Source organism: Leptolyngbya sp. KIOST-1 (assembly GCF_000763385.1).
Taxonomy (GTDB): domain Bacteria; phylum Cyanobacteriota; class Cyanobacteriia; order Phormidesmidales; family Phormidesmidaceae; genus Nodosilinea.
This window is the reverse complement of record NZ_JQFA01000002.1, coordinates 2,560,196-2,585,111: the sequence shown is the minus strand read 5'-3', so window position 1 is coordinate 2,585,111 and position 24,916 is coordinate 2,560,196. Positions and strand designations below refer to the sequence as shown.

The window sequence follows — 24,916 nt, the reverse complement described above, 5'->3', positions numbered from 1 at the left end:
CGCCCCCCGACCAGGTGATGCGATCGGTTTATGGTCTGAGCTGCCAGTCGCGCTGCCGGGGATTGGCCAGCCGTCACTGGTGGAGATGAATCATGTGGGAGCCAATAGCGATACCGTACTGACCGTAGATGTCCTGCCCCAGCAACCCGTGGCTGCCGCCGATGGCAACTCTGACCCGCTCCCGACGCAGCCCGCCCAGTTCCAGCACATCCACGTAGCCGATGGGTAGACGCACGATGCTGCCGTCAGCAATTCTGGCCTGGGTTTCGCCCACCACAGTCACGCCGACCGCCCGGGCCATTTCAGCGGTAATCAGGGTGCCGGTGGCCCCGGTGTCAAACAGCATGGGAAACGTCTGGGTGCCGCCGCTGGCTCCCAGGGTGACGGCCACGATGGGGGTGCCCCCCTGCCGCCGCTGGATCGGGATTTGAGCCGCCAGCCCCGCAGGCAGAGCCGCTTGAGGGGCCGCAGGGGCAATGGCTAGCGGGGTCTGGGCGGCGGCTGGCGCAATGGGACTGGTCACGCGATTCTGGGCCACCGCCAGGTGCTGCCGGTATTCTCGAGCTTTGGTTTTGGCCTGGGCGTGGTTGGGGCTGTCGCTGGGCACCTGCTCCATCAGGGCGATCGCCTGCTGCCAGCGGCTCGCCGCCAGCTGCCAGTCGGCCTTCGACTGAGCCGACTGACCAATGGCCACCGCGCTAGTGGCCCGGTTGACGGCTTCGCGAAAGGTGTCTGCCGCCGCGGGGGGAACAGCTGGGGCTGGTTCGGGAGCTGGCTCTGGGGCTGGCTCTGTCCCTGGAACAATGGGCGCAGGAACCGCCCGCTCCGCAGGTGTTGAAAGGCTCCGGAGCCCGACCCCAACCGGTAGCCCACAGCCCACCAGCCCCCAGGTCATCGCGCTGAGAATCAACCATCCACTGGCCGAGGGTCTGCCCATAGTCATTGCCCTGGTGAGTCCTGAGGAGATGTCCACACAAAAAAGATACTAGCTTTAACCCCGTGGCCTTAGCCGCTGTAGATGGGTACCGCCCATCCCCGGAAAAACCAGGTTCTATAAAAATTCCCTCAAGCTTTACTGGAGTCAGGATGCCCGATCGATTCTCGAAAAACCACACCCAGAGAATCGGCGTTGTTGAGATGAGTCTGAATCAATAATTCAACCCCTCGCGTACGGTCAACCGGCCAGTTGCCCCTGCCCAATTTCATGCCGACGCAGATTTATTTAATTGGCCCGCAATACTCAAAATCGGCCTTTGGCCTTAGGATAATAGCGATTCGTAGTGCTGAGTAGACTGCCATGGTTTTTCCCGATGCCCCCCCAGCGGTGCTGGTTTTGGCCGATGGTTCGGTGTTTCAGGGCTGGTCGTTTGGAGCACCGGGCACCGTCATGGGCGAGGTTGTCTTCAACACCGGCATGACGGGATATCAAGAAGTCATGACCGACCCCAGCTACTGCGGCCAGATTGTCACGTTTACCTACCCTGAGTTGGGTAATACCGGCGTCAACCCCGACGATGAGGAGTCGAGTCGGCCCCATATTCGAGGCGCGATCGCCCGCAACATCTGTGAAATTCCCAGCAACTGGCGCTCCACTCAGTCGCTGCCCAACTACCTCAAGACCCACAAAATTCCCGGCATCTTTGGCATCGACACCCGCGCCCTGACCCGCAAACTGCGTACGGCTGGGGCCATGAATGGGGCCATTTCCACCACCGTGCTCGACCCCCAGGAGCTGCTGCGCCAGCTGCAGGATGCCCCCCCAATGGCCGGTCTCAATCTGGTCGATGAGGTGACCACTCCGCAGGTCTACGAATGGACCCAGGGCACCGACCCGGTCTGGGAGTTTGGCCCCGCGGCACCGGTCTCCGGCGACCAGGCTCCGCTTACGGTTGTGGCGGTTGATTTTGGCGTCAAGCGCAACATTCTGCGCCGCCTGGCCAGCTACGGCTGTCGGGTGATTGTGGTTCCGGCCAGCACCACCGCCGAGCAAATCATGAGCTATCGGCCCGACGGTATTTTTCTCTCCAACGGCCCCGGCGACCCAGCGGCGGTGACCAAAGCGCCGGAACTGGTGCAGGCTCTCCTGGACTACTCGCTGCCCACGTTTGGCATCTGTATGGGCCACCAGATTCTAGGGCTGTCTCTGGGGGCTTCGACCTTCAAGCTGCGGTTTGGGCACCGGGGGCTGAACCAGCCCTGTGGCCTGGAACGTCAGGTCGAGATTACCAGCCAAAATCACGGTTTCGCCCTCGATGCCACCTCCATTCCCCAGGACACCGTCACCGTGACCCACCTCAACTTGAACGATCAGACCGTGGCCGGGCTGGCCCACAAGACCCTGCCCCTATTCTCGGTGCAGTACCACCCGGAGGCCAGCCCTGGCCCCCACGATGCCGACTATCTGTTTGCTAAGTTTGTAGACACAATGCGTAGCCACCGTGAGCAGCTCTTGCCGCTTCACAACAAGTCCATTTAGAAGTTGAGCTTTCGGCCCTAAACCCCGGCATTTTCTGGCAGGATCTGGTAAAAATTGGCCAAACCGCTATATGCTATCTGTCTACATTGGGGCGTTTGTTCCGGGCTGGTTTCAGGTTTGACTTGGCTTCAAACATTACGGTTTACCCGTACGGTTTCACCCCTTGCAGGCAGTGGTATCGTGACCTATATTTAACGTCGAACTGGAGCACCGAGGAGGTTTCCCATCGCTGAATCTCTAACCCTGACCGTAAGTTTACGAGGCACTCGCGATGTCAGGGGAACCTACCAACTGTTTCGCCTCACCGGCCTTCTGGACGCGTTCTCGGAACCTGCCTTTCGCAAGGCAATGACCAAGTACGTCGATGCCGGGCCGACCAATATTATCCTTGATCTGGCGGCTATCGATTTTGTCGATAGTTCTGGACTGGGTGCGCTGGTGCAGCTCGTGAAAAAAGCCACTACCGAAGGGGGCACCGTGCAGGTGGTCACCAACCCCCGCGTGACCCAAACCGTTAAGCTGGTGCGGCTAGAGAAATTTCTGTCGCTCCAGCCTTCGGTGGAAGATGCGATCGCCAATCTAGATAACCCACCCAGCGAATAGCCTGCGCGCCCCATTGGCCTTAGCCAGAGATACCCGTGGCTGAACCGCCCGCCCCCAATGCTTCCAGCCTGGCATCGCTGCTTCAATTTGGCGATCGCTGTGCTGCTATGGCCCTATCTCCGGAGCAGATCAACGCGCTATCCCCCGTGGCTCTGGCCTACATCGGCGATGCAGTTTACGAGCTGTTCGTAAGGGGCAGTTTTTTGTTGCCGCCCAAGCGTATTCAGGCTTTTCATCAGCAGGTGGTGAATCAGGTGCGGGCTGAACAACAGGCCCAACGGGTGCAGCAGCTCCTGCCGCTGCTGAGCGAAGCCGAGCAGGACTGGCTCCGCCGAGGCCGAAATGCGTCATCCCGCGGCCCGCGGCGGATTGATAGCCAAATTTATCAGCAGGCGACGGGCTTTGAAACCCTGGTGGGCTACCTGTATTTGACCAATCCTGACCGACTGGTGGAGCTGCTGAGTACCCTGGACCTGTCGGGTCCTTCTCATTGACGCCATTAGCTGGATTGCGACCGCTGCCAGGCGGCACGCACCAGGCGAATGTCCTCGTAGCTGTAGGCGGAACCGAGGCGATCGCGCATCTCCGTCAGCGATCCGTTCTCCAGTTCCATCAGCACATCCACAATGGCCCGCTGGCGGTCGGCGCTGACCAGCCGATCGACATCTACCGTTTCTCCCTGGCCAATCAGTAGTTCCAGGTGGCTGGCAATGGTCCTGGGGCTGAGGCCTCTCTGGTCAGCGATCTCATCGATAGAGAGTCCCAGCCGGTGGAGTTCCAGGGTGTGGCGATGGGTTTCGCCCACCGCCTGGCGGCGTTCCCTGGCTGGACGCGATCGCGATCGCGTTGCCCCTGGGTCAGACTCCAGGCCGTAGTCGGCGCAGAACTGACGAATGGCGTCGGTAAACACCTGACCGTACTGCTCCAGCTTACGGTTGCCCACCCCCGAAACCTGGCCAAAGGCCGCCAGGGTTTGGGGTCGGGTTTGGGCCATCTGTCGCAGGGCACTTTCGGGGAACACCACGTAGGGAGGGACATTCTGCTGGTCGGCCAGTTTTTTGCGCAGATCCTTGAGGACGCGCAGCAGTTGCAGCATCTCGGGGCCGTCTGCCGGAACCTCGTCGGCAGGGCCAGAGACAAAGTCCTTCGGCACCGCCACCTGCACCGCCAGTTGCTGCCGCAGCACCTGCCAGCTGGCGGCGTTGAGCCTGAGCACCGGATAGCCATCGGTGGTCTGATCCACCAGGCGCTGGTGCAGCAGCGATCGCCCCAGCAGCCGCCACTCCTCCACTGAACGATCCTTGCCAATGCCGTGGGTGGAGAGCTGGTCGTGGCGGAGATCCAGGATTTTTTGCTTTTTAGAGCCCCGCAGCACATCGATGATGTGGGCCATGCCAAAGCGCTCCTGGCAGCGGGCCACGCAGGAGAGAAACTTTTGGGCCTCAATGGTCCAATCTTCAATCGGCGGCGGGTTGGTGCAGTTGTCGCACTGGTGGCACAGCCCCTCCATGGTCTCGCCCAGAATCTCGCCAAAATAGCTCAGCTGCACCCGGCGGCGGCACACCGTAGTCTCGGCGTAGTCCACCATCTGGTTGAGCTGCTGGGCAGCAATGCGCTGCTCGTTTTCGTCCGGCTTCTGGCTAATTAGATACTTGGCTGTAGCGATGTCCCCAGGGGCCAGGTACAGGGTGCAGTGAGCCGGTTCGCCGTCGCGCCCGGCCCGCCCGCTCTCCTGGTAGTAGCCCTCGATATTGCGGGGGATGTCGTAGTGGATGACAAACCGCACGTCGGGCTTGTTGATGCCCATGCCAAAAGCCACTGTGGCCACCATTAGCCGCACGTCGTCGCGAATGAAGCGGGTTTGATTTTCCCGCCGCACGTCGTCGCTCAGCCCCGCGTGGTAGGGCAGCACCGACTCTCCGTCGGCGGTCAGCTTTTCGGCCAGTTCGTTGACCCGCTTCCGGCTCAGACAGTAGATGATGCCCGACCCCTGGTGCTGCTTCACCTGGCTTAACAGCTGCTGGTAGCCCTCCCGCTCCCCCCCCTTGGGCCGCACCTCATAAAAAAGATTGGGGCGGTTGAAGCTCGACACCTGCACCAGCGGATCGCGCAGGCGCAGCTGCTGGGCAATATCCACCCGCACCCGCTCGGTCGCCGTAGCGGTTAGCGCCATCACCGGAATTTGTGGAAACCTCTCCCGCAGCACTGACAACTGCCGGTACTCGGGCCGAAAGTCGTGGCCCCACTCCGACACACAGTGGGCTTCGTCGATGGCAAAGCCGCTGACGCCGACGGACTGGATCAACCGCCCCAACAGGTCGAAGAACCCGGGACTCATCAACCGCTCGGGCGATACGTAGAGCAGCTTAATGTTGCCCGCCAGCAGATCAGCCTCCCGCTGGCGAACGCTGCTGTAGTCCAGGGAACTGTTCAGGCAGGTGGCGGCCACCCCGTTGTCCACCAGGCTATCCACCTGGTCCTGCATCAGGGCAATCAGTGGTGACACCACCACCATCACCCCCAGCTTCAGCAGGGCCGGCAGTTGGTAACAGAGGGATTTGCCACCCCCGGTGGGCATAATCACCAGGGCATCCTGGTTTTTCAGTACAGCCTCGATGACGAGGCGCTGCCCCAGGCGAAACTGGTCGTAGCCAAAGTGATGTTTTAGGGCTGTTTCAAGGGAGGGAAACGCCGCCGTCGGTGATACAACCCCAACCATAGACAATGCTCAAATGATGGCTTCACTCGTTCAAGTGTACTCCTGGGAGAAAAGTTATCGTCCCTCAACTCATTACAATGGCTGAACTAACCCGGCTCACTGGGCTTCACCCGAGCGAAGCAGGCGTAGGCCTCCGGGTAGCGCCCCAGCCGCTGCAGGGCGACGCCTCGAAACAGCCAGCCCTGGGCGTGATCAGGGGCGATCGCCAGGATGGTCTCGCTCAGCTGCAGCGCCTGACTCGGCTGCCCCAGGTGAATGTAGCACACAGCCTGGTAAACCAGGACCGAAACATCCCCCGGGCAGACAATAGCCGCCTCCTGAAAGTAGCGGAGGGCCCGTGCGTAATCGCCGGTATTGGCCAAGTCCTCCGCCTGGGCATACCACCGCCGAAACGAGTCATCTACCTGGGACGTCGACGATGTAGCCAGGGGACTGGGGGTGGGGCGCACGACCGGGGCGGCAGGAGGCTTCATAGGGGGGCAAATCACGACGGAACAACCACAGCATTCCCTGGAGTTGAAACAACAGCTCAACTGTGGCTCAACCATTCAAAAATGCTTTAGATCGAGCCAGGCAGAGGCCGCAATCGACCTGTGATCGCTGAACCACCGCTGGGCTCTAATCTCAATTCTCAAGAGCATAATCGGTCTGGCGGGCGAGAATTCTCTGACTGTCGCATAAGTTTACGTCTGCCCCCAGACACCTCAAATCTCGCTACGGTAGTAGCCTGGGCCTGATGGAGCGATCACCCCAAGCCAGTTCTGCCACCATCCAGGGGCTTCTGTAACCGACTCCGGCAGTTCGCCTCACGGCATGAGGGTTTAAGCAATCTTGCGCTGTGTTAAGCAGTGTTACAAGATTGACGTCATGACAGCATGCTGGCTTGACGGTTGCCGATATCCCGTTTAAGTTATCCACATACCCGGGCTACCACTATTCAGAAAAGCGCTATGGAAGAGCAAAAAGCTACCAAGGTCACGCTGTACTTACCCCCTGACCTGCATCGTCAGTTAAAGATTCGCTCTGCCGTCGAGGGCGAGGCCATGTCTTCCATTGCTAAGCGTGCGATCGACTTCTACTTGGCCCATGGCGATGTGGTGGCAGAGAGCCTGGATGATTCCTTCGGTCAGACCCACCGCATTCACAACTGTCCAAGCTGTGCTTCGTCAGTAGTCCTGCGGGAAGGCGAGCTGGTCGAACTGGCCCAGGTGGCCGGTGCTGCCCAGGGCAGCGGGCTGGACAACGCCGTCATCCCCGAGGTCGTAGCCGGTGCTGGTTCCCGTGAAGAAGGGGAATTGGTTGTTTGCTAGGTACAGATTTGATGGGTCTAGCTGTAGTTAGCTTAGACAGCGATTTAACTGCCCCGTAGCCTGAAAAGGGATTTGGTCATGAGAGAGGATTTAAACGTACTGGTACAAGCCCAATATCCTCTGATCTACCTGGTCACTTTTGAGGAAGAGCGGGCCGAGCAAACCATTGCCACGGTGGCTCGACACCTGTCTAAGGATCAAGACATCAAAGGACCCATGCGGGTTTTCACCTGGACAATGACTCGCGGCATGGTTGAGTTTGGCAGTCAGGGCGCAGGTACCCAAAACAACAACACCGTTTCCCCCGAGGCGGCGGTAGAGTGGGTAATTCGCCAGCGTGAGCCCGGCATCTTCATCTTCAAAGATCTTCACCCCTTCAAAGATTCCCCCGCCGTTACCCGCTGCCTACGCGATGCAATTGTGTCCCTCAGGGGCACCCGCAAAACGATTGTGCTAATGTCTCCTGTCCAGGAGATCCCCATCGAACTTGAGAAAGAGGTGGTCGTCCTGGACTTTCCGCTCCCCAATATGTCGGAGCTAGATGAGGTGCTTTCCACCGAAATGAACCGGGCTCGGGGCAGCAGCATCTCTACCGAAGAGCGCGAAAAACTGCTGAAGGCGGCCCTCGGCCTCACCCGCGACGAAGCCGAAAAGGTCTACCGCAAAGCGCGAGTTATGGCCAAGCGCCTGACTGCCGAAGAGGTGGACATCGTTCTCTCCGAGAAAAAGCAGCTCATTCGCCGCAACGGCATTCTGGAGTTCATGGATGTCGATGAGACCATCAACTCTGTGGGTGGCCTGGAGGAACTCAAGCACTGGCTGAAGCAACGTTCCGATGCGTTTACCGAGCGGGCTCGGGAATACGGGCTGCCCCAACCCAAGGGCATGCTAATCCTGGGAGTCCCCGGCTGTGGAAAGTCGCTGATTGCCAAGACTACCTCCCGGCTGTGGGGGCTGCCTCTGCTGCGCCTCGACCTTGGGCGTGTGTACGACGGCTCAACCGTGGGGCGCTCTGAAGCTAACCTGCGCAACGCGCTGCGCACCGCTGAGTCCATTTCACCCTGTATTCTCTTTATCGATGAAATCGATAAGGCCTTTGCTGGGGGGGTAGGTTCGTCCGACTCCGATGGCGGCACCTCCAGCCGTATCTTTGGTACTTTTCTGACCTGGATGCAGGAGAAGAACTCGCCCGTGTTCGTCATGGCGACTGCCAACCGGGTTGAAAAGTTGCCCAGTGAGTTTCTGCGCAAGGGCCGATTTGACGAGATATTCTTTGTTGATCTGCCCAACTCCGAAGAGCGCAAGGACATTTTCCAAATCCATCTGCAAAAGCGCCGTCGCGACATTGAGCGCTTTGACCTTGACCAGCTAACTAAGGTCTGTGATGGATTCTCTGGTGCTGAAATTGAGCAAGGTCTCATTTCGGCCATGTATGAAGCTTTTGCCCAAGGACGTGAGTTCACTCAACTCGACATTATTGCGGCGATTCGAGCTACGCTGCCGCTGTCGAAGACCATGAGTGAGCAGGTTACAGCCCTGCGGGATTGGGCCCGCCAGCGGGCACGTCCGGCGGCAGCCTCCGTCGCTGAATATCAGCGGATGGAGTTTTAACAGGCTTTCCTCCCGGCGGTATCCGGGGGAAGGGCTAGCGTTTGCTAGCAGTTAGTATCCAGATAGCCCGTGGCTAGCTGGTTTGTCTCTCTCAAACCTCGTTGTCTCTCTCAATTTCCCTACAGGAGGAAACACCATGTCTCACTTCAGCACCCTTCGCACTAAAGTGACCGATGCTGAGATCCTCAAGCAGTCTCTGGCTGACTTGGGTATTGCTACAAAGACCGAAGCTGATGTTCGCGGTTACAACGGCCAGCGTGTTCGCGCCGACCTTGTCGCCGTTCTCGATGGTGAGTACGATCTGGGTTGGTCTCGTAATGCCGATGGCTCCTTTGATCTGATCGCTGACCTCTGGGGTGTCGCCAAAAAGCACAACCAGACTGAGCTGATCAACTCCATCAACCAAAAGTACGCGGTCAATAAGACCCTGGCTGAAGTTAAGCGTCCTGGCCTGCAGAACGCCAACGTCAAGCTGGTGCTTCAATAAGCCCGTATCGCGTTCCCTAAGGTGGGATGGCCAGCACATGCTGGCCATCCCATTTTTTATTCCTCCCGTTGAGTCGTGCGCTGCTCCCGCAGCTAGACTACACTGTCGGAAAGGCAAAATCGCTCGGCTGCCCACTCTGCCCGGTATGAGGTGCCTGGTAACTATAATTGCCCCGAACGGGGGTGCGTGGTTTAGCCAATATGTCCCCTATCAGCCCGTCTGATCTATTGGCCCTGCATCAACTGGTAGTTGCCTGTGGTGACTACGCCAGCCAACAGTCTCAGCAGTCGTTTCAGGTGTTTGAGAAGGGGGCTGACGACTACGTGACGACAGTCGATCAGCTGCTGGATCAGAAGCTTTTGGCCGGTATGCAGGCGTTATTTCCCACCGACGGCATTATTACTGAAGAAAACCGGGCTACCGCTACGCAGTTCCAGCACGGTAGGGGGGTTGGGGGCGATCGCACCCTCTGGTTTGTTGATCCGATCGACGGCACCGATGACTTTATCCAGGGGCGCGAGCACTACGCGGTGATGGTGGGCAGAGTGGTGGGGGACAGGCCCCAGGCGGGCTGGATCTACGCTCCAGTCCGGCAGCAGTTAGTTTGGGGCGGTCCTGGTTGGGGTCTATTTGAGCAGACGGGCGGCGGGCCCTCGACTCCTTTGATTCCGAAAGAACCTGCTTTCGACCCGGAGCGAGCCTGGTCAATGGTGATTGGCGACAAGGATGAGCGACGGTTCGGCACCGCGATCGCCCAGCGATTCCCCACCGTCAGGTTCCTTTCCCTGGGCAGCTTTGGGCTCAAGGTGCTGGCGGTGATTACGGGGCAGGCTGGGGTCTACATCTATCTCAATGGCCGGGTGAAGCTGTGGGATACCACTGGTCCCCTGGCCCTGGCTCGGGCAGCGGGGCTGGTCTGCTGCGATCTGATGGGGCAGCCCATTCGGTTTACGACCCCCGATGTTGACCCCAACACGCTGATTCACCAGCAGCCGATCGTGGTGGGCTGGCCTCGCTACGTGGAAGCGCTGCGATCGCCCCTGGGTGAGATTGCCGCGGCGATTGGTCTGCCCTAGAGACTGTCGTTCCTTTGCCGCCGCCCGCTCAAGCATCAGGGAGGTCAACCCCTAGCCGATGATTGGGGGCGGGCTTGGCAATGCTGGTGGTAAAGGGGTTTAGGGAAAAAATGATGACACGCCCTTAGCTGTAGGGCAGGGCCTACCGGGTCTGTAGACCGGGGGGTAATCCCCGGCCGCTGTCGACCCGGCGCTGCAAACCGGGGGGCAGTCCTCGACCGCTGTCGACCCGGCGCTGCAGGCCGGGGGGCAAACTCTGTGGGTCAGCGGCGGTTGCCTCGGTGCCGGAGCCGATCTCAGGCGCCTCAACCGTCACCTCAGGGGGAAGGCCAACCTCCGTTGTTTCGGCGGTGGGAACAACCTCCTGAATTGTCGGTGGGCTGGGCTGAGGGCGGGTGCCGCGGCCTTGTCCCGGACGGGCTTCGGCGGCGGTAACGGCCAGGGCAACGGTGGACAGCAGGCTGAGAGTGGCCAGGGCAAGTTGCGATCGCAGCGACATTGCAGTCATCCTTTTGCTGAGCGATGGGGTGGGCAGCAGACCACGGTCGGGGAGGATGCCGCCTCTGTTTCCCCAGAGTACTCAATCGCTGGCCACCTTCGTCATCTGTAGATACACGCTATCTGCACCGCCGCCGGCTCTGTAGATACACGGCTGATCCCACGGGCTGGGTCAACCCCTAGAGAGCCTGGTCGGCCAGGGGCTGGCAGCGCTGATCGGTGCAGAGCGGGTAGGCCGAGTCGTAGCGGCTGGGGCGCTGCCCAAACAGCTCATAGCGGCGATCGCGCACAAAGGCGTAGACCTGATCGCCCGCCTGCTTCACCCCTGGCAAGGCGCGGTAGGCCTGGACAAAACCGTCGCCCAGGGGCAGCAGACGACCGATCTCTTCCGCCGCGTCACTTCCCTGCCAGCGGCGTTTCCGGGACGGATCGCTTCGCGAATCGGGAGCCTGGAGATCGAGCAGGATCATACCGGCTTCGCAGTCGGCGGCGGTGATGCTGTACTGGGTCAGCGTTGCCTCGTCTTGCATGGGCACGTACCGAAACTGATTGCCCTGATCGAGGGACTCCAGCAACCGCACTAGACTGACGCAGAGATTACAGTTACCGTCATAAATTACACAGTACATAGTAGTATTGCTGCTGATGGGTCATCGTCCTTAATTTTAACGATCTGGCCTTTGGGTTTGCGCCCAGAGTCAGCGTGTTCCCTGCTTCTAATTTCCTGATCTTGACCCTACGGCTCTGGGAAACACAGCTGCTGACACCGGCAATTTTGTCTTCCAGGTTGGGAGTTTAGCCGCTGTTTTTAAAGTCCTAAGTCCACGGCTAACAGCAGCAGACCAGCGTCTACCTTGGGTTGGGGATTATTTGTTAATCACCCGCCCAGTGCATTTACCTCGGCAAATCCAATGGTTGTGAAAAGACTGATCGATGGACGGTTTCAGTTCATTCGAGTTGTCAGCACCAAGGCTTACACCAAGACTTACCTGATGAGCGATCACGGCAGTTCATCTAAGTCCAAGTGCATTGTTAAGCACCTGCAATTGCCCGCTCACAACACCATTACGCTTAAATTTTTGAACGATTTGTTGGCCAAGCGGGTCAGCTTGCTCAAGCGCATGGGCGAGCACGAGGCGATCGCCAAAAACCTCTCCACGGTCCAGGAAGGGCAGGACTTCTACTGGGTGCGCGACTACGTGCCCGGTCATCCTCTCCTAACAGAGTTGGCCAATCAAACCCCCCAGAGTGAGCCCGAAGTACAGCGGTTTTTGCGCGAGAGTTTGGGCATTTTAAGCCTGATCCAGCGCCACGGTATTGCCCACCAAAACCTGCACCCCAACAATTTGATCCGCCACCGCGATCGCGGCCACTTGATCCTGGTTGACTTTGGCCTGATTCAGGACACGGGCACCCCCGAGGCCGAGTTGGTAAGCAACGGTCACTCCTCCAGTCTCAGCCCTGAGTCGGCCTACCTGCCCCAGCTCAAGCACCGGCAGTACCAGCGCTTTGCCGCCGACCACTTTGCCCTCGGCATGATTGCCGTGCAAATGGCCACTGGACTTACCAACGAGGCCATTCCGCGCCTGAGCCAGGACGATTTTCTCAGCCAGGTCAAGCTTCAGCTCGATGAGTGTTCATCGCTGAGCGGCTTGCTCAAGGACATTTTGCTACGCATGGTGTCGCCCCAGCCCGAGGCGCAGTTTCAGCAGGCCAAGGACATCCTGGCGGCGCTTCCCAATCCGGAGGCTCCCCCCGTTGCCACGCCCCCTATGGCCCCTGCCCGGCTGACAGAGAACAGCACTCCGGTGCCCGAACCGCCGCGATTGCCCACTCCCCCCTCTACCCCGACTCCGGCCTCTGGCCGCGCGCTGCCTCGCCCTCTGCTCTGGCTAGGGGCGGGGGTGGCCCTGGTGCTGCTGGGGGCTGCGGGCATTGCCTGGCTGCGCATTCCCCAAACCATGACGGTCAATGCTCTGCTGCGACAGGCCAACACCGCCAAGCAGATGGGCCAGCGCAACGACTCACTCAACTACCTCAATCAGGCTCTGGAGCTGCGGCCCAGCCATAGCCGGGCGCTCAGCCAGCGGTCAGCACTGCTGTGGGAGAAGGGCGAATCCGAACAGGCCCTGCAGGATCTCAGCGAGGCCATTGAAGCCGATCCAGAGCGGGCCGATTTGTACTATCAGCGGGGCAACCTGCGGTTTCATCTGGGCGATTTACAGGGGGCGATCGCCGACTACGGGGAAGCCCTCCAGCGCCGGGAGGCCTACACCGAAGCCCATGTCAACCGCGGCAGCGCCCGTGCCGAACTGGGGGATGAAGCCGGAGCCGTGCAGGACTACACCGCCGCCATCAACCTGGCCACCGGTGCCGAGAGTAAGGCCGTTGCCTACCTGAACCGCTGCCTGTCGCTCTCCAATCTGAATGACGATGCCGCGGCCCTTCAGGACTGCACCGAGGCTGTCAACCTGCGCCCCAACAACAGTCTGGCCTACGAGAATAGAGGCTTGGTCCGACGGCGGCTAAACGACTTCCAAGGGGCAATTCAAGATTTCACGATCGCCATTCAAATCAATTCCAGCAGTCCGGAACCCTACTACAATCGCGGGCTGACGCGACAAGACCTGGGCGACTTTGCCGGCGCTATGGCCGACTTTAACCAAACTATCCAGCTCAATCCCAACCATCCCTTTGCCTACTACGACCGGGGCTTGCTCCATGCGGAGTTGGGGAACCTTGAGGAGGCGATCGCCGATTTAGAAACCGTTGCCACCGCCTGTCTCAATGTCAGTCGCCTGGGCTGTTTTGAAGACGCCCAGTACCAGCTCGAAAAGCTCCGGGCCGCCCAAAGCGAAGACCTCTAGCTGAGCCGACCCCGGCGGCCCGTACCCCGACGATTGCGCTGCACATAGGTTGTGGCAACGGTTTCTGCGCCCAGCTCAGGGGCCTCAGCCGCAGGGGTAAAACGGGTCGGGCCTGGTTGGGCAAGACTACCGACGCCGTAAACCCCACCGACGGCGATAACGGCAAACAATACAGAGAAACGATGCCACATGATGGTCTTCCAAAACTGGACAATTCCCTTTTCCCTGAGGTCGGCAAAAATCCAGTTATTTCTAAACGGCCAGGATGAACAGTTGATAAACAATTCCACCCATTTTTGAAGCTAGGGTAGACCAGTCCCCTGGGTGAGTTTAGGTGAGGGAGTCCTTACCAGCCGCAGGATACCCCTGTGTACTGTATACAGTTTTTCTTTATAGTGAAAGCATTGACGATTGGCCCCTGGGCTGGCCCAAAATGATGGGGTAGCCCAGGCGATCTGCCCTCATCGCAGCAGTTAGGAGCGACCCATGTACAACCTGAAGGTGGTGATTATTGGAGCCGGAATTGGCGGGTTGACCGCAGGTATCGCGATGCGGCGGGCGGGCTACGAGGTCGAAATCTATGACCGCGCCCAGGAACTGCGCCCGGCTGGGGCGGGGATTTCCCTGTGGTCGAATGGGGTGAAGGTGCTCAACTACCTGGGCCTGGGCGACAAGCTGGCGGCTATCGGCGGCGAGATGAACGCCATGGAATACCGCAGCCACACCGATGAAAGCCTCAGCTATGTCGATCTGCGCCCCCTGTTTGAGCGGGTGGGCCAGCGCCCCTTTCCGGTATCACGCACCGACCTGCAGTCAATGCTGCTGGAGGCCTGTGGGCCCCGGTACGTCCACCTGGGTATGAACTGCGTCGGCGTTGAGCAGGACGAGCACAGCGCCACCGCCATCTTTGAAAACGGCGATCGCGTCAGCGGCGATCTGGTGATCGGGGCCGACGGCATTCACTCGGCGGTGCGGGCCGACGTGGTGGGGCACTGCGTCGATCGCCGCTACGCCCGCTACGTCAACTGGAACGGGCTGGTCGAGGCCGATCCTGAACTCTGCGAAAAAGACCTGTGGGTGCTCTACGTCGGCGACAACAAGCGCGCCTCCATGATGCCCGTGGGGGGCGATCGCTTCTACTACTTCTTTGGGGCTCCAATGGTTGAAGGCACCCAGGTTGACCCCGCCCACCGCCGGGACGAGTTGGCCAAAATCTTTCAGGGCTGGCCCGACAAGGTGCAGAAGCTGATTCAAGCCCTTGATCCAACCCAGACCAACCGGCTGGAGATTGGCGACATTGACCCCTTAGAGCGCCTGGTCAAGGGGCGCGTGGCCCTGCTGGGCGACTCGGCCCACGCCACCACCCCCACCCTGGGCCAGGGCGGCTGCCAGGCGATCGAGGATGCCGAGGTGCTGACCCGTTACCTGACCACCACCACCCTTGGCGTGGCCGACGCCCTCAAGCGATACGAAGCGGCCCGCAAGGAGCGCACCGCCGATCTGGTGCTGAAGGCCCGCAAACGCACCAGCACCATCTATGGCCACGTGCCCGAGGCCACCCAGCAGTGGTACCAGGACCTCAGGCAGGAACCGCCCGAGGCCGTGATCAACGCCCTGGCCAAGGTGATTCTGGCTGGGCCGATGGGTTAAATTACCAGCGTTTGCCGCTCTCGTTGACCCTGTCACTGCTGAGGGCGGCGGGCCAGTTCTGGTCAGCCTGGGCAATATGGCCTGCCACATCAGCCTGCCACTGCCGTTGCACCCCAGGGCTGTAGTTGAGGTAGAGCTTGCCGTCCACGATCTTCCAGGCGCCAGGATCGATGGAAGCGAGATAGCCGCTCTTGACGGCCCAGGCGCAGTAGCCGCCGTACTGGGGCGCGTAGGCCTCGGGTTCGGCCTCAAAGGCGGCCAGATTTTCGGCGCTGCTAAAGCGCCAGGTGGCCCCATTCCAGGTGGTTTCGTAGTCGGCGGAGCCCTTTACAGCCTTGCCCTCGGTGAAGTAGGCCACCGGATCGGCGCCGCGAATGGCGAGGCCTTCAAAGGTGTAGACCTCGGGCTGGGTGGCGGTACTGGCTGCTGCGCAGGGATTTGCCGCCGCGCAGGGGTTCGCTGCCGCACAGGGGTTTGCCGCCGCGCAGGGGTTTGCCGCCGCGCAGGGATCAACGGCTGCCTGCCCAACAGCCTCAGAGTTTACCGCCGTAGGGCTGCCACAGGCCACGGCTCCCAGGGTAAGCACAGAGGCGATCGCAACAGCGCCTAGATAGTGAATTCGCATAGTCCAATCTCCGAGAAAGACACAGCGCTATGGCCGTTGCCATAGCCAGTTAGAGCGTTAGCACCAACCCTGTCACGGCAGTCTGAGAGCCGTCTGAGAACGGCCTGAATAGAGCTTGATGGTTAGCTGAGACAGTCGGCCCCTGGACCTGGAACGGGCCTGCCCCAGCCCAGCTCTGCTCCCCAACCACGGCAGCTCTCGCTGGGCGAAGCCGGTTTCATAGAAAACTACAGTTTTGCTTGAGCGCCATTTTGAGCAGGCTCTTGTACTCGCGATCGCCCACTATATAGGCGCCAAATCGCTCCAGGTGCGGGTTCATCATCTGGGCGTCGAACAGGGCGAAGTGGTGCTGGCGCAGGTGCTCCACCAGCTTTACCATCGCCACCTTGGAGCCTTCAGAAATGCGAAAGAACATCGACTCGCCGATAAATGCACCGCCGATCACCAGGCCCAGAATGCCCCCCGCCAGTTCATCGCCCTGCCAGGTTTCAAAGCTGTAGGCCCAGCCCGCCCGGTGCAGTTCGAAGTAGACCTGCCTGAGTTCGCTCGAGATCCAGGTGGTATCGCGATCGGCACAGCCGCTGACCACCTCCTCAAAGGCCTGGTTAATGGCGACCTGAAAGCGATTTTGGTTGAGCGATCGCCGCAGCGATCTGGGGTAGCGAAAGCGATCGTCCAGCGGAATCAGGGTGCGCTGGCGGCTTGAGTACCAGCCCAGGTCGTCGCCCTCCCCGTCGGCCATCAAAAAATATCCCTGGGAGTAACCGCGAATGATGGCGTCTAGGTCGTACTGAAGGAAGGTCACGATAGGGCTCAGGGGTAGGGCTCAAGGGTACGGTGCTCGATGGATACGGGTGCCACTGATGGGTTGTTAATGAACGGGCCAGGACAGCACAGTAAGTGATGATTCTTTACGCTCAGCGGCCCTCATTCCAAGGCCAGAATCGAAGACGGTAGTATTGAGTGTACAAAAGGTTTTCCCTGGTGTTCTCGGCCCCACAATGACTGATCCCCTTAGCCCTATTATGCTGCCGCCCCCGGAGGACGCCCAACAGGAGGGGCAATGGCTCAAAGCTGCCCTGCTGACCTGGCTGAACGCCGAGTATTTGCCGGAGCCCGCCAACCGCGCGATCGCCGATCGGGTTTCCCAGGTATTTGTGCGCCAACGCATGGAGGGCGAAAACGATGTAGGCTCTCTGGTTATGGCCATTCTGACCGAGCTTCAGGCCTTTGACTTCTCAGAGAGCTTCTACGGCGAATTTACCGTCGCCAATGCCGTCGGCGACCTGCTGTTCGACAGTCTGGGGATCGATCGCTGCTGCGGTCGTTCTACTACCCTGGAGCCCAACAGCATCGGCAAGTTGCCCGACGGCGACGATACAGAAGGTGACAACCACTAAGCGGTGACAACCACTAAAGCGACGGACAAGCTGGCCACGCTTCAGCGCAAGATGGCGGAGTATCGAGATTGCGGCGTGCGGCTAGGGTGGCTGATTGACCCCCAGGAGAAGCGGGTAGAGATCTACGGCCTGGGCCGACCGACTGAGGATCTGAGCCAGCCAGAGCAGCTTTCTGGTGAAGGGGTGCTGCCGGGGTTTGTGCTCATCCTAGCAACGATTTGAGCGTAAGGGATGGCGGATTTCCAAGCCAAAAAAGGCTCGGGCAATACCCAAGCCTTTGAATAAATATTGGACCTGAGGGCAAAACCCTCACATCAGCTCAAATACCGAAAGCTTACCAGCTGGACTTGACCACGCCGGGCAGCAGTCCCTGGTGGGCCATCTCCCGCAGCTTGTTGCGGCAGAGCCCAAAGTCGCGGTAGTAGCCGCGGGGGCGACCCGTCATCCAGCAGCGATTGTGCAGGCGAGTCGGCGCGCTGTTGCGGGGAAGCTGCTGAATTTTACGGTGGATTGCCACCTTCTCCTGCTGGCTTCCGGCATTGTTAAACTCTTCCAGCAGCGCCTCGCGCTTCTGGGCATACTTTGCCACCAGTTTTTCCCGCTTGCGCTCCCGCGCAATCATGCTTTTCTTAGCCATTTGGTTTCTCTAGCCGTAAGACCTTTTTATCACAGACACAGTCTACTACTATACGCGACGCAAGCCAGGAGAGTAAACCCCACCCAGCATTTTTCCTCACCCCATCGGTCTCTGCCCTGCCCCAGGGTCGACCGCCCTAGGGGCAGAGCCGCTGACCCCTGCCGCCGGCCTGCTTTTGCCGAAAAACGAGTTCGGTTTTCTGCCCTCGGAACCGTCCCAATGCCTGACTACAGTAGAACTAAGAGATTTTTTGTGACCAGAAGAATTGTTAGGAGCCCCTATGATAACGAGCTTAATTCCCTGGATCTGCTTTGTCTGGGCTGTTGGCATCATTGTGATGCAGTTCATTAGCTAGCGCCTGAGTCTCGGTAGTGAACTGCAAAATGCACTGTTCAATAATGAGGCACGCCTTGCGCTTCAAGCTTTCCAAACAGCAGGGTTCTACCCGCCTTGCCGAACTAGACCATTGCGCTAGCGGGCAAAAATAAAGGTCGGGGCCACGTCCTCAGGCAAGTAGCCAGCGGCGCTGCACTGCCGTAGGGAGTCGGTCACCGCCAGGTCGGCGGCGGCAGCCACCCCCACCACGCAGTCAGCAAAGCGCAGGGGCAGCACGCTGCGGCGGCAGTTGTTGAGCACGGCGGTAGAGTTGGTCACCGCCAGCGACCGGTGAATAGTACCCACGCAGCTAGCCAGGTCCTGGGGGCGGCGATCGCTCTGGCAGGCCAGCAGCGCCTGGGCGACATCGACCTCCGCCACGCGAGTGACGTCGAGGGTGCAGCGAGAAAGGTCAGTGGGGTGCAGGGCCTTGCCACAGGCTCCCGCCGCCGCCCCGCCGTCTAACCCCGCCGCAATCAGCGTGGTGGTACAGGATTCAAAGTCGTTGGCGATCGCTCTGGGAGCGGAGAGCAGCACCAGCGGCGTCGCCAGTCCTGCAATTAGGGCAAACGGTATTGCAAAGCACTGGCGATGGGGTGCAGAAGCTAGAAAATGAACCATAACAGAACGTTAAAGGTTATATCGGTTGGTTAACGGGCGTAATTAGCGGTTACAGTCTGTTGGTCAATAGTTACAGAGGAATAGCTCTCTCAAGTTAGCCAATGCAGCATTGCTTTTGATCAATGCCTGCAGCCCTCAATGTTTCTGGTCGTTGAATCTTCTACAGTGAAGAGTAGCAGGAAAAACACAATTTCGTGACGCAGAGGTTAAGGCAGTATGCACCTGAGTGACATAACTCACCCCAATCAACTCCACGGTTTATCCATTCGCCAGCTCGAAGACGTGGCTCGCCAAATTCGCGAAAAGCACCTGGAGACCGTGGCCGCTAGCGGGGGGCATTTGGGGCCTGGGCTGGGAGTGGTGGAGCTGACGTTGGCCCTGTACCAAACCCTCGACCTCGATCGCGACAAAGTCACCTGGGATGTGGGCCACCAGGCCTACCCCCACAAGCTGATCACCGGCCGTTACCACGACTTCCACACCCTGCGCCAGAAGGACGGCGTGGCGGGCTACCTGAAGCGCAGCGAGAGCAAGTTTGACCACTTTGGCGCAGGGCACGCTTCCACCAGTATTTCAGCCGCCCTGGGTATGGCCCTGGCCCGCGATATGGCGGGGGACAACTACAAGGTGGCGGCGATCATCGGCGACGGCGCCCTGACCGGCGGCATGGCCCTGGAAGCCATCAACCACGCCGGGCACCTGCCCCACACCAACCTGCTGGTGGTGCTCAACGACAACGAAATGTCGATTTCCCCCAACGTAGGGGCGATTCCGCGCTACCTCAACAAAATGCGCCTCAGCCCGCCGGTGCAGTTCCTCACCGACAACCTCGAAGAGCAGTTCAAGCACCTGCCCTTCGTGGGGGGGTCGCTGTCCCCCGAGCTGGATCGGGTGAAGGAAGGCATGAAGCGGTTAGCGGTGCCCAAGGTGGGGGCCGTGTTTGAGGAACTGGGCTTTACCTACATGGGGCCCGTGGATGGCCACAACCTACAGGAGCTGATCACTACCTTTAAAGAGGCCCACAAGCACACCGGGCCGGTACTGGTGCATGTGGCCACCACCAAGGGCAAGGGCTACGCGATCGCCGAAAAAGACCAGGTGGGCTACCACGCCCAGTCGCCCTTCAACCTCACCACCGGTAAGAGCCTGCCCTCCACCAAGCCCAAGCCGCCCAGCTACTCCAAGGTGTTTGCCGAAACGCTGATCAAGCTGGCTGAAGATAACCCCAAAATTGTCGGCATTACCGCCGCCATGGCCACCGGCACCGGGCTCGACAAGCTCCAGCAGGCCCTGCCCAAGCAGTACATCGATGTCGGCATCGCGGAGCAGCACGCCGTTACCCTGGCCGCGGGCCTGGCCTGCGAGGGCATGCGCCCCGTCGCCGCCATCTACTCCACCTTCCTGCAGCGCGGCTTTGACCAAATTGTCCACGATGTCTGCATTCAAAAGCTGCCGGTGTTCTTCTGCCTCGATCGGGCGGGCATTGTTGGGGCCGACGGGCCGACCCATCAGGGACTGTACGACATCGCCTACCTGCGCTGCATCCCCAACATTGTGCTGATGGCCCCCAAGGATGAGGCTGAACTTCAGCGCATGCTGGTTACCGGCATTGACTACACCGATGGCGCGATCGCCCTGCGCTACCCGCGCGGTAGCGGCTACGGTGCCCCCCTGATGGAAGAAGGCTGGGAAGCCCTACCCATCGGCAAAGCGGAGGTGCTGCGCCAGGGCGACGACCTGCTGCTGCTGGGCTACGGCTCGATGGTGTACCCGGCCATGCAGACCGCCGAAATCCTCAGTGAGCACGGCATTGAGGCCACGGTGGTCAACGCCCGCTTTGCCAAACCCCTGGATAAGGAGCTAATTCTGCCCCTGGCCCAGCAGATCGGTAAGGTGGTGACGATGGAAGAAGGTTGCCTGATGGGCGGCTTTGGTTCCGCCGTGGCCGAGTCCATTCTCGATGCCCAGGTTCCTGCTCGGGTGCTGCGCATCGGCGTGCCCGATGTGCTGGTGGATCATGCCTCCCCCGACCAGTCCAAGGCGACCCTGGGGCTGACCCCACCCCAGATGGCGGAGCGCATTTTGGCCACTTACCAGGTAGAAAAGCCTGCCCTGGTGCGATAAGGCGGTCGGTTGGCCGGGGAACCCGTTCCCCGGCTCACTCAGAAACGTTATTTATCCGGACTGGGAGTAGCACGGCGTTTTGCGGTGCAGACAAGCCAGGTAATTCGCGATCGTGTGTTCTCGCCTTCAACTCGAGTTATTTAGGCCTGAAAGACCGTCTGATCGGGCACTGACCAGCTATCAGTCACGTAGAAGTAGCCGTTCCAGGCTGCCACAATAAATGACCCCGAGTTGCTGACAGGCCTCAGCAATGACGAGCTGGTTGCCCTGGCAGAAAGTGCCCTGTCGCTAGATGCTCAGAGCCAGCTCCATGATCTACTAAGCCGCAATGCCGAAGGAGAGCTGCTAGCAGAGGATCTAGCTATGCTCGATCGCCTATTGGCACGGGTGGATGACCGCAACCTGCTCAAGGCTAGAGCCAGCTACACACTGGATTACCTGAGCCAGTTAGCCTCGTGAGCGCATACATTCCCAGTGCTCTCTGCGGTATTTAAGTGGGTACATGACCAGCGAGAGCCGTCTTTGGGGACGATTGTCGAGATTACCCAGGTGCTTAAAACGCTGAACCCTTTGGCAGCTAAAGCGTTTGTGCAGCTCTACCTGGGCAATATTGTCGAAGATGACCCGGATAGCGAGTCATAGACGATGGAGTTTGAGTTTGACGAGAACAAGAGCCGATCAAACAAGCTCAAGCATGGGGTGGATTTTGTCGAAGCTCAGGTGCTTTGGCAGGATGACGATCGCATTGAAGTGCCTGCCCGCACCTCAGACGAGCCGAGATTGGTTATCGTAGGGAAAATTGGCACAAAGATATGGACGGCGGTTGTGACCTACCGAGAAGGGAAAGTTCGCATTATCCCCGTTAGGCGAGCACGACAGCAGGAGGTGGAACTGTATGAAGGCGGAAGCGTTTGACCAAAAGTTTGACGAGGGCCAAGAGGATATTGTTGATGACCTCGATCTGTCTCAGCTCAGACGCCCTGGCTATGAGCAGAAACGCATAGATGTTGATTTCCCAATTTGGATGATTGAGGCGCTGGATCGCGAGGCGCTGCGGTTGGGGGTGAGTCGCCAGTCGATCATCAAGGTGTGGATAGCTGAGCGGTTGGAGCATGCCTAACAACGCTTTTACGAACACCCTGAAAATTTACTATGACGAGGTTGGCAAAACGCTGACGGTCTGGTTTAGTGACCCCGCTGAAGAATTTATTGCTGAGGAAACGGGTGAAGAGGTGTTGCTGATTAAAAACCAGGCAGGCACGGTGATTGGGTTTGAGCGTTTAAACTATGAGCTTGCAGCGGGTAGTAGCCCCGTTGTTGAACTCATCAGCGCTTAGGTGGCTTCTGCAAAATGGAGGGCGATCGCCTCACCGCCCCAGTACCGTTGACACAATCACCGTCACAGTAGCAGCAGCAATCAGGCTGAAGGCCAGTTGCACAACCCACTGGGTCGCTTTCTGGTAGTTGTCAAATTTCTGGTTAAATTCGCTGTTTGCCCGGTTAGCCTGCTCAACCTCCTGGCGAAGCTCCCGCACTTCTTCGAGAATTTGCTGCGCCTGAGTGGGGTTGGCGTTGATGTCGTCGGTGGCTTGGGCCATAGCTGGGTGAGGGGTATTTTCTACTATGTTACCCAACCTCATAGCCAGAGCATTACGGCTTCAACTATCGGGCGCTGCGACAGGTGGGCGAATAGGGGCCTAATACCGCAGCCATTTGGTGAGGATGCGCATGGGTCTGCCGGTGTTGGGGCCGTTTTGGAGCTTGCTCCAGGCGCGGGGTTCGGCAAAACCGAGGCTATGGAGAATTTTGACCACCGTATCAATGCCTGTGGCAGAGCCGATGATGGTGATATGGACTGGTTCTCGGCGGGGCTGGGTGGGGGCAGGGCTGCCGGGAGGGGCGCTGTAGATTTCGCTGTTGGGGATGAATTCTTCTGACATGGGGATACTCACGTAATGTAGTCACAAATGCGACATTAGCACAGGTGCGATGTATCCACAAGTGTGACATTTACCTTCGGGTGCGGCTCTGCCAGGATTAGGGCATGGGAAGGGCAAGCGACGCACTGAAGCAGGTTTTAGATACCTACAGCATTAGCCAAAACAAGTTGGCGGTGACGATGGGCATTAGTCGCGCCAATGTGGGACGCTGGTACCACGGGCTAGACCCCAGCGCTGAAAATATTGCCCAGATTACCCAGGCACTGAAAACGCTGAACCCCTTGGCGGCTAAAGAGTTTGTGCGGCTTTACTTGGGAACTATCGTTGAGGATTAACGCCTGACCTACTGTATGCGATGGCAGTTCTGGACTCAAGAACGGCCTGACTTACAATTGAGATAAGTGTAAGGACCAGCTTCGCTATGCACCCTATTGTGAATGAGATCCAAAATTTGCCGCCCCAGGCTCAGCAGGAGGTGATCAATTTTGTTGCGGCGCTGATTAAGAAGCAGCGGCATGACCCTAACCATCGCCTAAAGCAAAGTTGGGCTGGTGCGATGCAAGCGTATCCTTATGCCTACACAAGCCTTAGCTTGCAAAAAGAAACCCTGGACGATTGGGCTAACCATATATCTGAAGGACGATGACTCAACTCAGTTCTCTAGAGATACCCGATGTTCTCTATACCCAAATTCAGGGTATGGCTTTGTCTCAGTCCCGCTCTATCAACGAGCAAATTGTGAAGCTGCTTCAGCGGGCGCTAGAGATTGAAGCCCAGCGGCAAAGCCAAACGAAGATCCTGCAAGAGATTCATCAAGCGCGATGGACGCCGCCTACGATCGCCCCCGACAGCGTAACCCTCTTACGAGAAATTCGGGGATACGATGAGTGAACCCACCCGCTGTGTGGTTGATGCCAGCGTTGCCATTAAGCTTTTTATTGAGCAAGAAGGCTCAGCCCAAGCAGAGGCACTTTTTGAGAAACTGAGCACTCAGCCAGACACTGAGTTGTATGTTCCTGAGCTGTTCTTTGCCGAATGCGCTAATGTGCTCTGGCAGTACGTGCGCCGGGCTAACTATCCGGCGGATAAAGCAAAGGCTAGTTTGGCTCGATTGAGGGCGTTGTCCTTACAAGCAATCGGTATTCAAGAGGTTGTTAGTGAGGCGTTGGAAATTGCGATCGCCCACAATATTTCAGCCTATGATGCCTGCTTTCAGATAGCTCAACATGGGTATCAACTTAAGCCGAGACAGGTTGACCGTACCAGGGATTGGGCAGTTGTGACGAAGAAGACCGCCTAGGCATAGGTAACTCTGTGAAGGTACTCAAGACGGACTCAAAGAGGTCAGGAAACTCCTGGCCAAAGAGTCGCTGAGCCGCTGTCGTACCATCAGGACGCTTGAGGTCAAAATTGTGGAGAGAGCTTCTACGGCGAATTTACCGTCGCCAATGCCGTCGGCGACCTGCTGTTCGACAGTCTGGGGATCGATCGCTGCTGCGGTCGTTCTACTACCCTGGAGCCCAACAGCATCGGCAAGTTGCCCGACGGCGACGATACAGAAGGTGACAACCACTAAGCGGTGACAACCACTAAAGCGACGGACAAGCTGGCCACGCTTCAGCGCAAGATGGCGGAGTATCGAGATTGCGGCGTGCGGCTAGGGTGGCTGATTGACCCCCAGGAGAAGCGGGTAGAGATCTACGGCCTGGGCCGACCGACTGAGGATCTGAGCCAGCCAGAGCAGCTTTCTGGTGAAGGGGTGCTGCCGGGGTTTGTGCTCATCCTAGCAACGATTTGAGCGTAAGGGATGGCGGATTTCCAAGCCAAAAAAGGCTCGGGCAATACCCAAGCCTTTGAATAAATATTGGACCTGAGGGCAAAACCCTCACATCAGCTC

Annotated in this window: 35 protein-coding genes; 22 read left to right on the top strand and 13 right to left on the bottom strand. The window is 58.9% G+C overall.

The genetic code is table 11. The features are described 5' to 3' along the window. Window positions 1–73: 73 nt before the first annotated feature. The gene (locus NF78_RS11530) at window positions 74–937 is read right to left on the bottom strand and encodes a TIGR02281 family clan AA aspartic protease (protein ID WP_225885284.1); all 864 of its coding nucleotides are present in this window, start codon (window positions 935–937) and stop codon (window positions 74–76) included. A 360-nt stretch (window positions 938–1,297) separates the two neighbouring features. Here NF78_RS11530 and carA point away from each other — a divergent pair, with 360 nt between their 5' ends. The 3 genes from carA to NF78_RS11515 all read left to right on the top strand — a co-directional run bounded on the left by carA (window position 1,298) and on the right by NF78_RS11515 (window position 3,573). Further along, the gene (carA, locus tag NF78_RS11525) at window positions 1,298–2,476 is read left to right on the top strand and encodes a glutamine-hydrolyzing carbamoyl-phosphate synthase small subunit (protein ID WP_035986468.1); all 1,179 of its coding nucleotides are present in this window, start codon (window positions 1,298–1,300) and stop codon (window positions 2,474–2,476) included. A 225-nt stretch (window positions 2,477–2,701) separates the two neighbouring features. Next, a complete protein-coding gene (locus NF78_RS11520) occupies window positions 2,702–3,079 on the top strand; it encodes an STAS domain-containing protein (protein ID WP_072016051.1) in 378 nt (125 codons plus the stop codon). Window positions 3,080–3,114: 35 nt separating this feature from the next. Further along, window positions 3,115–3,573, top strand: coding sequence for a Mini-ribonuclease 3 (locus NF78_RS11515; protein WP_035986462.1), 459 nt, complete (start codon window positions 3,115–3,117; stop codon window positions 3,571–3,573). Between the two features lie 5 nt (window positions 3,574–3,578). Here NF78_RS11515 and recQ read toward each other — a convergent pair whose 3' ends face one another. Then, on the bottom strand, window positions 3,579–5,798 hold the full coding sequence (gene recQ, locus NF78_RS11510; RefSeq protein ID WP_035986459.1) for a DNA helicase RecQ: 2,220 nt from the start codon (window positions 5,796–5,798) through the stop codon (window positions 3,579–3,581). Window positions 5,799–5,884: 86 nt separating this feature from the next. After that, window positions 5,885–6,271, bottom strand: a complete 387-nt coding sequence (locus NF78_RS28190; RefSeq protein WP_052050203.1) for a tetratricopeptide repeat protein — start codon at window positions 6,269–6,271, stop codon at window positions 5,885–5,887. 570 nt (window positions 6,272–6,841) lie between these two features. On the opposite strand from NF78_RS28190, the gene NF78_RS11500 reads away from it, so the two are divergent. The 4 genes from NF78_RS11500 (at window position 6,842) to NF78_RS11485 (ending at window position 10,282) form a co-directional block, all read left to right on the top strand. After that, the gene (locus NF78_RS11500; protein WP_263970584.1) at window positions 6,842–7,108 is read left to right on the top strand and encodes a hypothetical protein; all 267 of its coding nucleotides are present in this window, start codon (window positions 6,842–6,844) and stop codon (window positions 7,106–7,108) included. 78 nt (window positions 7,109–7,186) lie between these two features. Then, complete coding sequence (locus NF78_RS11495; protein WP_035986454.1) at window positions 7,187–8,719, top strand: AAA family ATPase; 1,533 nt, start codon at window positions 7,187–7,189, stop codon at window positions 8,717–8,719. 136 nt (window positions 8,720–8,855) lie between these two features. Then, window positions 8,856–9,206, top strand: a complete 351-nt coding sequence (locus NF78_RS11490; protein ID WP_017299886.1) for a DUF1257 domain-containing protein — start codon at window positions 8,856–8,858, stop codon at window positions 9,204–9,206. Window positions 9,207–9,406: 200 nt separating this feature from the next. Further along, the gene (locus NF78_RS11485; RefSeq protein ID WP_035986450.1) at window positions 9,407–10,282 is read left to right on the top strand and encodes a 3'(2'),5'-bisphosphate nucleotidase CysQ; all 876 of its coding nucleotides are present in this window, start codon (window positions 9,407–9,409) and stop codon (window positions 10,280–10,282) included. Between the two features lie 142 nt (window positions 10,283–10,424). On the opposite strand, the gene NF78_RS11480 is transcribed toward NF78_RS11485, so the two are convergent. Beyond that, window positions 10,425–10,790: a hypothetical protein gene (locus tag NF78_RS11480; RefSeq protein WP_156119737.1), complete on the bottom strand. Its 366-nt coding sequence runs from the start codon at window positions 10,788–10,790 to the stop codon at window positions 10,425–10,427. Window positions 10,791–10,959: 169 nt separating this feature from the next. Then, a complete protein-coding gene (locus tag NF78_RS11475) occupies window positions 10,960–11,409 on the bottom strand; it encodes a thiol-disulfide oxidoreductase DCC family protein (RefSeq protein ID WP_035986445.1) in 450 nt (149 codons plus the stop codon). Between the two features lie 282 nt (window positions 11,410–11,691). On the opposite strand from NF78_RS11475, the gene NF78_RS11470 reads away from it, so the two are divergent. After that, on the top strand, window positions 11,692–13,647 hold the full coding sequence (locus NF78_RS11470; protein WP_035986443.1) for a tetratricopeptide repeat protein: 1,956 nt from the start codon (window positions 11,692–11,694) through the stop codon (window positions 13,645–13,647). Here NF78_RS11470 and NF78_RS31100 read toward each other — a convergent pair. Next, the gene (locus NF78_RS31100) at window positions 13,644–13,838 is read right to left on the bottom strand and encodes a hypothetical protein (protein WP_156119736.1); all 195 of its coding nucleotides are present in this window, start codon (window positions 13,836–13,838) and stop codon (window positions 13,644–13,646) included. The genes NF78_RS11470 and NF78_RS31100 overlap by 4 nt on opposite strands. 295 nt (window positions 13,839–14,133) lie before the next feature. On the opposite strand from NF78_RS31100, the gene hpxO reads away from it, so the two are divergent. Beyond that, window positions 14,134–15,297, top strand: a complete 1,164-nt coding sequence (gene hpxO / locus NF78_RS11465; RefSeq protein ID WP_035986441.1) for an FAD-dependent urate hydroxylase HpxO — start codon at window positions 14,134–14,136, stop codon at window positions 15,295–15,297. Window position 15,298: 1 nt separating this feature from the next. Here hpxO and NF78_RS11460 read toward each other — a convergent pair whose 3' ends face one another. Both NF78_RS11460 and aat read right to left on the bottom strand, forming a co-directional pair. Next, the gene (locus NF78_RS11460) at window positions 15,299–15,922 is read right to left on the bottom strand and encodes a YHS domain-containing (seleno)protein (protein ID WP_035986439.1); all 624 of its coding nucleotides are present in this window, start codon (window positions 15,920–15,922) and stop codon (window positions 15,299–15,301) included. Window positions 15,923–16,139: 217 nt separating this feature from the next. Beyond that, window positions 16,140–16,727: a leucyl/phenylalanyl-tRNA--protein transferase gene (gene aat, locus NF78_RS11455; protein WP_035986437.1), complete on the bottom strand. Its 588-nt coding sequence runs from the start codon at window positions 16,725–16,727 to the stop codon at window positions 16,140–16,142. 196 nt (window positions 16,728–16,923) lie between these two features. Here aat and NF78_RS11450 point away from each other — a divergent pair, with 196 nt between their 5' ends. Further along, window positions 16,924–17,322, top strand: coding sequence for a hypothetical protein (locus NF78_RS11450; RefSeq protein WP_035986435.1), 399 nt, complete (start codon window positions 16,924–16,926; stop codon window positions 17,320–17,322). Window positions 17,323–17,325: 3 nt separating this feature from the next. Next, window positions 17,326–17,544 carry a Uma2 family endonuclease gene (locus tag NF78_RS11445; RefSeq protein ID WP_081972585.1) on the top strand — a complete coding sequence of 73 codons (219 nt, stop codon included), beginning with the start codon at window positions 17,326–17,328 and terminating at the stop codon, window positions 17,542–17,544. Between the two features lie 112 nt (window positions 17,545–17,656). Here the strand turns inward: NF78_RS11445 and rpsN are convergent, their stop codons facing one another. After that, on the bottom strand, window positions 17,657–17,959 hold the full coding sequence (rpsN, locus tag NF78_RS11440; protein WP_035986410.1) for a 30S ribosomal protein S14: 303 nt from the start codon (window positions 17,957–17,959) through the stop codon (window positions 17,657–17,659). Between the two features lie 471 nt (window positions 17,960–18,430). Next, the gene (locus NF78_RS11435; RefSeq protein ID WP_156119735.1) at window positions 18,431–18,955 is read right to left on the bottom strand and encodes a hypothetical protein; all 525 of its coding nucleotides are present in this window, start codon (window positions 18,953–18,955) and stop codon (window positions 18,431–18,433) included. Window positions 18,956–19,171: 216 nt separating this feature from the next. Here NF78_RS11435 and dxs point away from each other — a divergent pair, with 216 nt between their 5' ends. The 6 genes from dxs to NF78_RS11405 all read left to right on the top strand — a co-directional run bounded on the left by dxs (window position 19,172) and on the right by NF78_RS11405 (window position 22,416). After that, window positions 19,172–21,079 carry a 1-deoxy-D-xylulose-5-phosphate synthase gene (gene dxs, locus NF78_RS11430; RefSeq protein ID WP_035986434.1) on the top strand — a complete coding sequence of 636 codons (1,908 nt, stop codon included), beginning with the start codon at window positions 19,172–19,174 and terminating at the stop codon, window positions 21,077–21,079. A 231-nt stretch (window positions 21,080–21,310) separates the two neighbouring features. Continuing rightward, window positions 21,311–21,538: a hypothetical protein gene (locus NF78_RS11425; RefSeq protein WP_052050198.1), complete on the top strand. Its 228-nt coding sequence runs from the start codon at window positions 21,311–21,313 to the stop codon at window positions 21,536–21,538. Between the two features lie 15 nt (window positions 21,539–21,553). Next, complete coding sequence (locus NF78_RS31095) at window positions 21,554–21,721, top strand: hypothetical protein (RefSeq protein ID WP_156119734.1); 168 nt, start codon at window positions 21,554–21,556, stop codon at window positions 21,719–21,721. A 3-nt stretch (window positions 21,722–21,724) separates the two neighbouring features. Further along, window positions 21,725–21,994 carry a BrnT family toxin gene (locus NF78_RS11415; RefSeq protein WP_035986432.1) on the top strand — a complete coding sequence of 90 codons (270 nt, stop codon included), beginning with the start codon at window positions 21,725–21,727 and terminating at the stop codon, window positions 21,992–21,994. Continuing rightward, window positions 21,975–22,199 (top strand): type II toxin-antitoxin system BrnA family antitoxin, encoded by a 225-nt coding sequence (brnA, locus tag NF78_RS11410; RefSeq protein WP_035986430.1) that lies wholly within the window; start codon window positions 21,975–21,977, stop codon window positions 22,197–22,199. Before NF78_RS11415 ends, brnA begins: the two co-directional genes overlap by 20 nt. Continuing rightward, window positions 22,192–22,416, top strand: a complete 225-nt coding sequence (locus tag NF78_RS11405) for a DUF2283 domain-containing protein (protein ID WP_035986428.1) — start codon at window positions 22,192–22,194, stop codon at window positions 22,414–22,416. The genes brnA and NF78_RS11405 overlap by 8 nt, the downstream gene beginning before the upstream one ends. A 30-nt stretch (window positions 22,417–22,446) precedes the next feature. Here the strand turns inward: NF78_RS11405 and NF78_RS11400 are convergent, their stop codons facing one another. Both NF78_RS11400 and NF78_RS11395 read right to left on the bottom strand, forming a co-directional pair. Next, entirely contained in the window at window positions 22,447–22,677 is a 231-nt protein-coding gene (locus NF78_RS11400; protein ID WP_035986425.1) for a hypothetical protein, read from the bottom strand. 99 nt (window positions 22,678–22,776) lie between these two features. Continuing rightward, complete coding sequence (locus NF78_RS11395) at window positions 22,777–23,019, bottom strand: hypothetical protein (RefSeq protein WP_035986422.1); 243 nt, start codon at window positions 23,017–23,019, stop codon at window positions 22,777–22,779. 104 nt (window positions 23,020–23,123) lie between these two features. On the opposite strand from NF78_RS11395, the gene NF78_RS11390 reads away from it, so the two are divergent. From NF78_RS11390 to NF78_RS11375, 4 genes are all read left to right on the top strand, one after another. Beyond that, on the top strand, window positions 23,124–23,354 hold the full coding sequence (locus NF78_RS11390; RefSeq protein ID WP_035986420.1) for a helix-turn-helix domain-containing protein: 231 nt from the start codon (window positions 23,124–23,126) through the stop codon (window positions 23,352–23,354). 86 nt (window positions 23,355–23,440) lie between these two features. Continuing rightward, a complete protein-coding gene (locus NF78_RS11385; protein WP_035986418.1) occupies window positions 23,441–23,665 on the top strand; it encodes a DUF2281 domain-containing protein in 225 nt (74 codons plus the stop codon). Next, window positions 23,662–23,910: a hypothetical protein gene (locus NF78_RS11380; protein WP_035986414.1), complete on the top strand. Its 249-nt coding sequence runs from the start codon at window positions 23,662–23,664 to the stop codon at window positions 23,908–23,910. Before NF78_RS11385 ends, NF78_RS11380 begins: the two co-directional genes overlap by 4 nt. Then, the gene (locus tag NF78_RS11375; RefSeq protein ID WP_052050195.1) at window positions 23,903–24,319 is read left to right on the top strand and encodes a type II toxin-antitoxin system VapC family toxin; all 417 of its coding nucleotides are present in this window, start codon (window positions 23,903–23,905) and stop codon (window positions 24,317–24,319) included. The genes NF78_RS11380 and NF78_RS11375 overlap by 8 nt, the downstream gene beginning before the upstream one ends. Here the strand turns inward: NF78_RS11375 and NF78_RS32395 are convergent. Further along, a complete protein-coding gene (locus NF78_RS32395) occupies window positions 24,258–24,455 on the bottom strand; it encodes a DUF6399 domain-containing protein (RefSeq protein WP_225885348.1) in 198 nt (65 codons plus the stop codon). The two genes, NF78_RS11375 and NF78_RS32395, sit on opposite strands and share 62 nt — an antisense overlap. Before the next feature lie 143 nt (window positions 24,456–24,598). Here NF78_RS32395 and NF78_RS11365 point away from each other — a divergent pair, with 143 nt between their 5' ends. Next, the gene (locus tag NF78_RS11365) at window positions 24,599–24,817 is read left to right on the top strand and encodes a Uma2 family endonuclease (protein WP_081972585.1); all 219 of its coding nucleotides are present in this window, start codon (window positions 24,599–24,601) and stop codon (window positions 24,815–24,817) included. Window positions 24,818–24,916 lie beyond the last annotated feature (99 nt).

Excerpts from the sequence above, each read along its gene's own strand:
- dxs (WP_035986434.1), top strand. The coding sequence starts at position 19,172 with ATGCACCTGAGTGACATAACTCACCCCAATCAACTCCACGGTTTATCC.
- NF78_RS11495 (WP_035986454.1), top strand. The coding sequence starts at position 7,187 with ATGAGAGAGGATTTAAACGTACTGGTACAAGCCCAATATCCTCTGATC.
- brnA (WP_035986430.1), top strand. The coding sequence starts at position 21,975 with ATGAAGGCGGAAGCGTTTGACCAAAAGTTTGACGAGGGCCAAGAGGAT.
- NF78_RS11470 (WP_035986443.1), top strand. The coding sequence starts at position 11,692 with ATGGTTGTGAAAAGACTGATCGATGGACGGTTTCAGTTCATTCGAGTT.
- NF78_RS11395 (WP_035986422.1), bottom strand. The coding sequence starts at position 23,019 with ATGTCAGAAGAATTCATCCCCAACAGCGAAATCTACAGCGCCCCTCCC.
- NF78_RS11530 (WP_225885284.1), bottom strand. The coding sequence starts at position 937 with ATGGGCAGACCCTCGGCCAGTGGATGGTTGATTCTCAGCGCGATGACC.
- NF78_RS31100 (WP_156119736.1), bottom strand. The coding sequence starts at position 13,838 with ATGTGGCATCGTTTCTCTGTATTGTTTGCCGTTATCGCCGTCGGTGGG.
- NF78_RS11375 (WP_052050195.1), top strand. The coding sequence starts at position 23,903 with ATGAGTGAACCCACCCGCTGTGTGGTTGATGCCAGCGTTGCCATTAAG.
- NF78_RS11490 (WP_017299886.1), top strand. The coding sequence starts at position 8,856 with ATGTCTCACTTCAGCACCCTTCGCACTAAAGTGACCGATGCTGAGATC.
- NF78_RS11385 (WP_035986418.1), top strand. The coding sequence starts at position 23,441 with ATGCACCCTATTGTGAATGAGATCCAAAATTTGCCGCCCCAGGCTCAG.
- NF78_RS11450 (WP_035986435.1), top strand. The coding sequence starts at position 16,924 with ATGACTGATCCCCTTAGCCCTATTATGCTGCCGCCCCCGGAGGACGCC.
- hpxO (WP_035986441.1), top strand. The coding sequence starts at position 14,134 with ATGTACAACCTGAAGGTGGTGATTATTGGAGCCGGAATTGGCGGGTTG.
- rpsN (WP_035986410.1), bottom strand. The coding sequence starts at position 17,959 with ATGGCTAAGAAAAGCATGATTGCGCGGGAGCGCAAGCGGGAAAAACTG.
- NF78_RS11390 (WP_035986420.1), top strand. The coding sequence starts at position 23,124 with ATGGGAAGGGCAAGCGACGCACTGAAGCAGGTTTTAGATACCTACAGC.
- NF78_RS11460 (WP_035986439.1), bottom strand. The coding sequence starts at position 15,922 with ATGCGAATTCACTATCTAGGCGCTGTTGCGATCGCCTCTGTGCTTACC.
- NF78_RS11405 (WP_035986428.1), top strand. The coding sequence starts at position 22,192 with ATGCCTAACAACGCTTTTACGAACACCCTGAAAATTTACTATGACGAG.
- NF78_RS11500 (WP_263970584.1), top strand. The coding sequence starts at position 6,842 with ATGTCTTCCATTGCTAAGCGTGCGATCGACTTCTACTTGGCCCATGGC.
- NF78_RS11400 (WP_035986425.1), bottom strand. The coding sequence starts at position 22,677 with ATGGCCCAAGCCACCGACGACATCAACGCCAACCCCACTCAGGCGCAG.
- NF78_RS11435 (WP_156119735.1), bottom strand. The coding sequence starts at position 18,955 with ATGGTTCATTTTCTAGCTTCTGCACCCCATCGCCAGTGCTTTGCAATA.
- NF78_RS11475 (WP_035986445.1), bottom strand. The coding sequence starts at position 11,409 with ATGTACTGTGTAATTTATGACGGTAACTGTAATCTCTGCGTCAGTCTA.
- recQ (WP_035986459.1), bottom strand. The coding sequence starts at position 5,798 with ATGGTTGGGGTTGTATCACCGACGGCGGCGTTTCCCTCCCTTGAAACA.
- carA (WP_035986468.1), top strand. The coding sequence starts at position 1,298 with ATGGTTTTTCCCGATGCCCCCCCAGCGGTGCTGGTTTTGGCCGATGGT.
- NF78_RS11485 (WP_035986450.1), top strand. The coding sequence starts at position 9,407 with ATGTCCCCTATCAGCCCGTCTGATCTATTGGCCCTGCATCAACTGGTA.
- NF78_RS11380 (WP_035986414.1), top strand. The coding sequence starts at position 23,662 with ATGACTCAACTCAGTTCTCTAGAGATACCCGATGTTCTCTATACCCAA.
- NF78_RS11480 (WP_156119737.1), bottom strand. The coding sequence starts at position 10,790 with ATGACTGCAATGTCGCTGCGATCGCAACTTGCCCTGGCCACTCTCAGC.
- NF78_RS11415 (WP_035986432.1), top strand. The coding sequence starts at position 21,725 with ATGGAGTTTGAGTTTGACGAGAACAAGAGCCGATCAAACAAGCTCAAG.
- NF78_RS28190 (WP_052050203.1), bottom strand. The coding sequence starts at position 6,271 with ATGAAGCCTCCTGCCGCCCCGGTCGTGCGCCCCACCCCCAGTCCCCTG.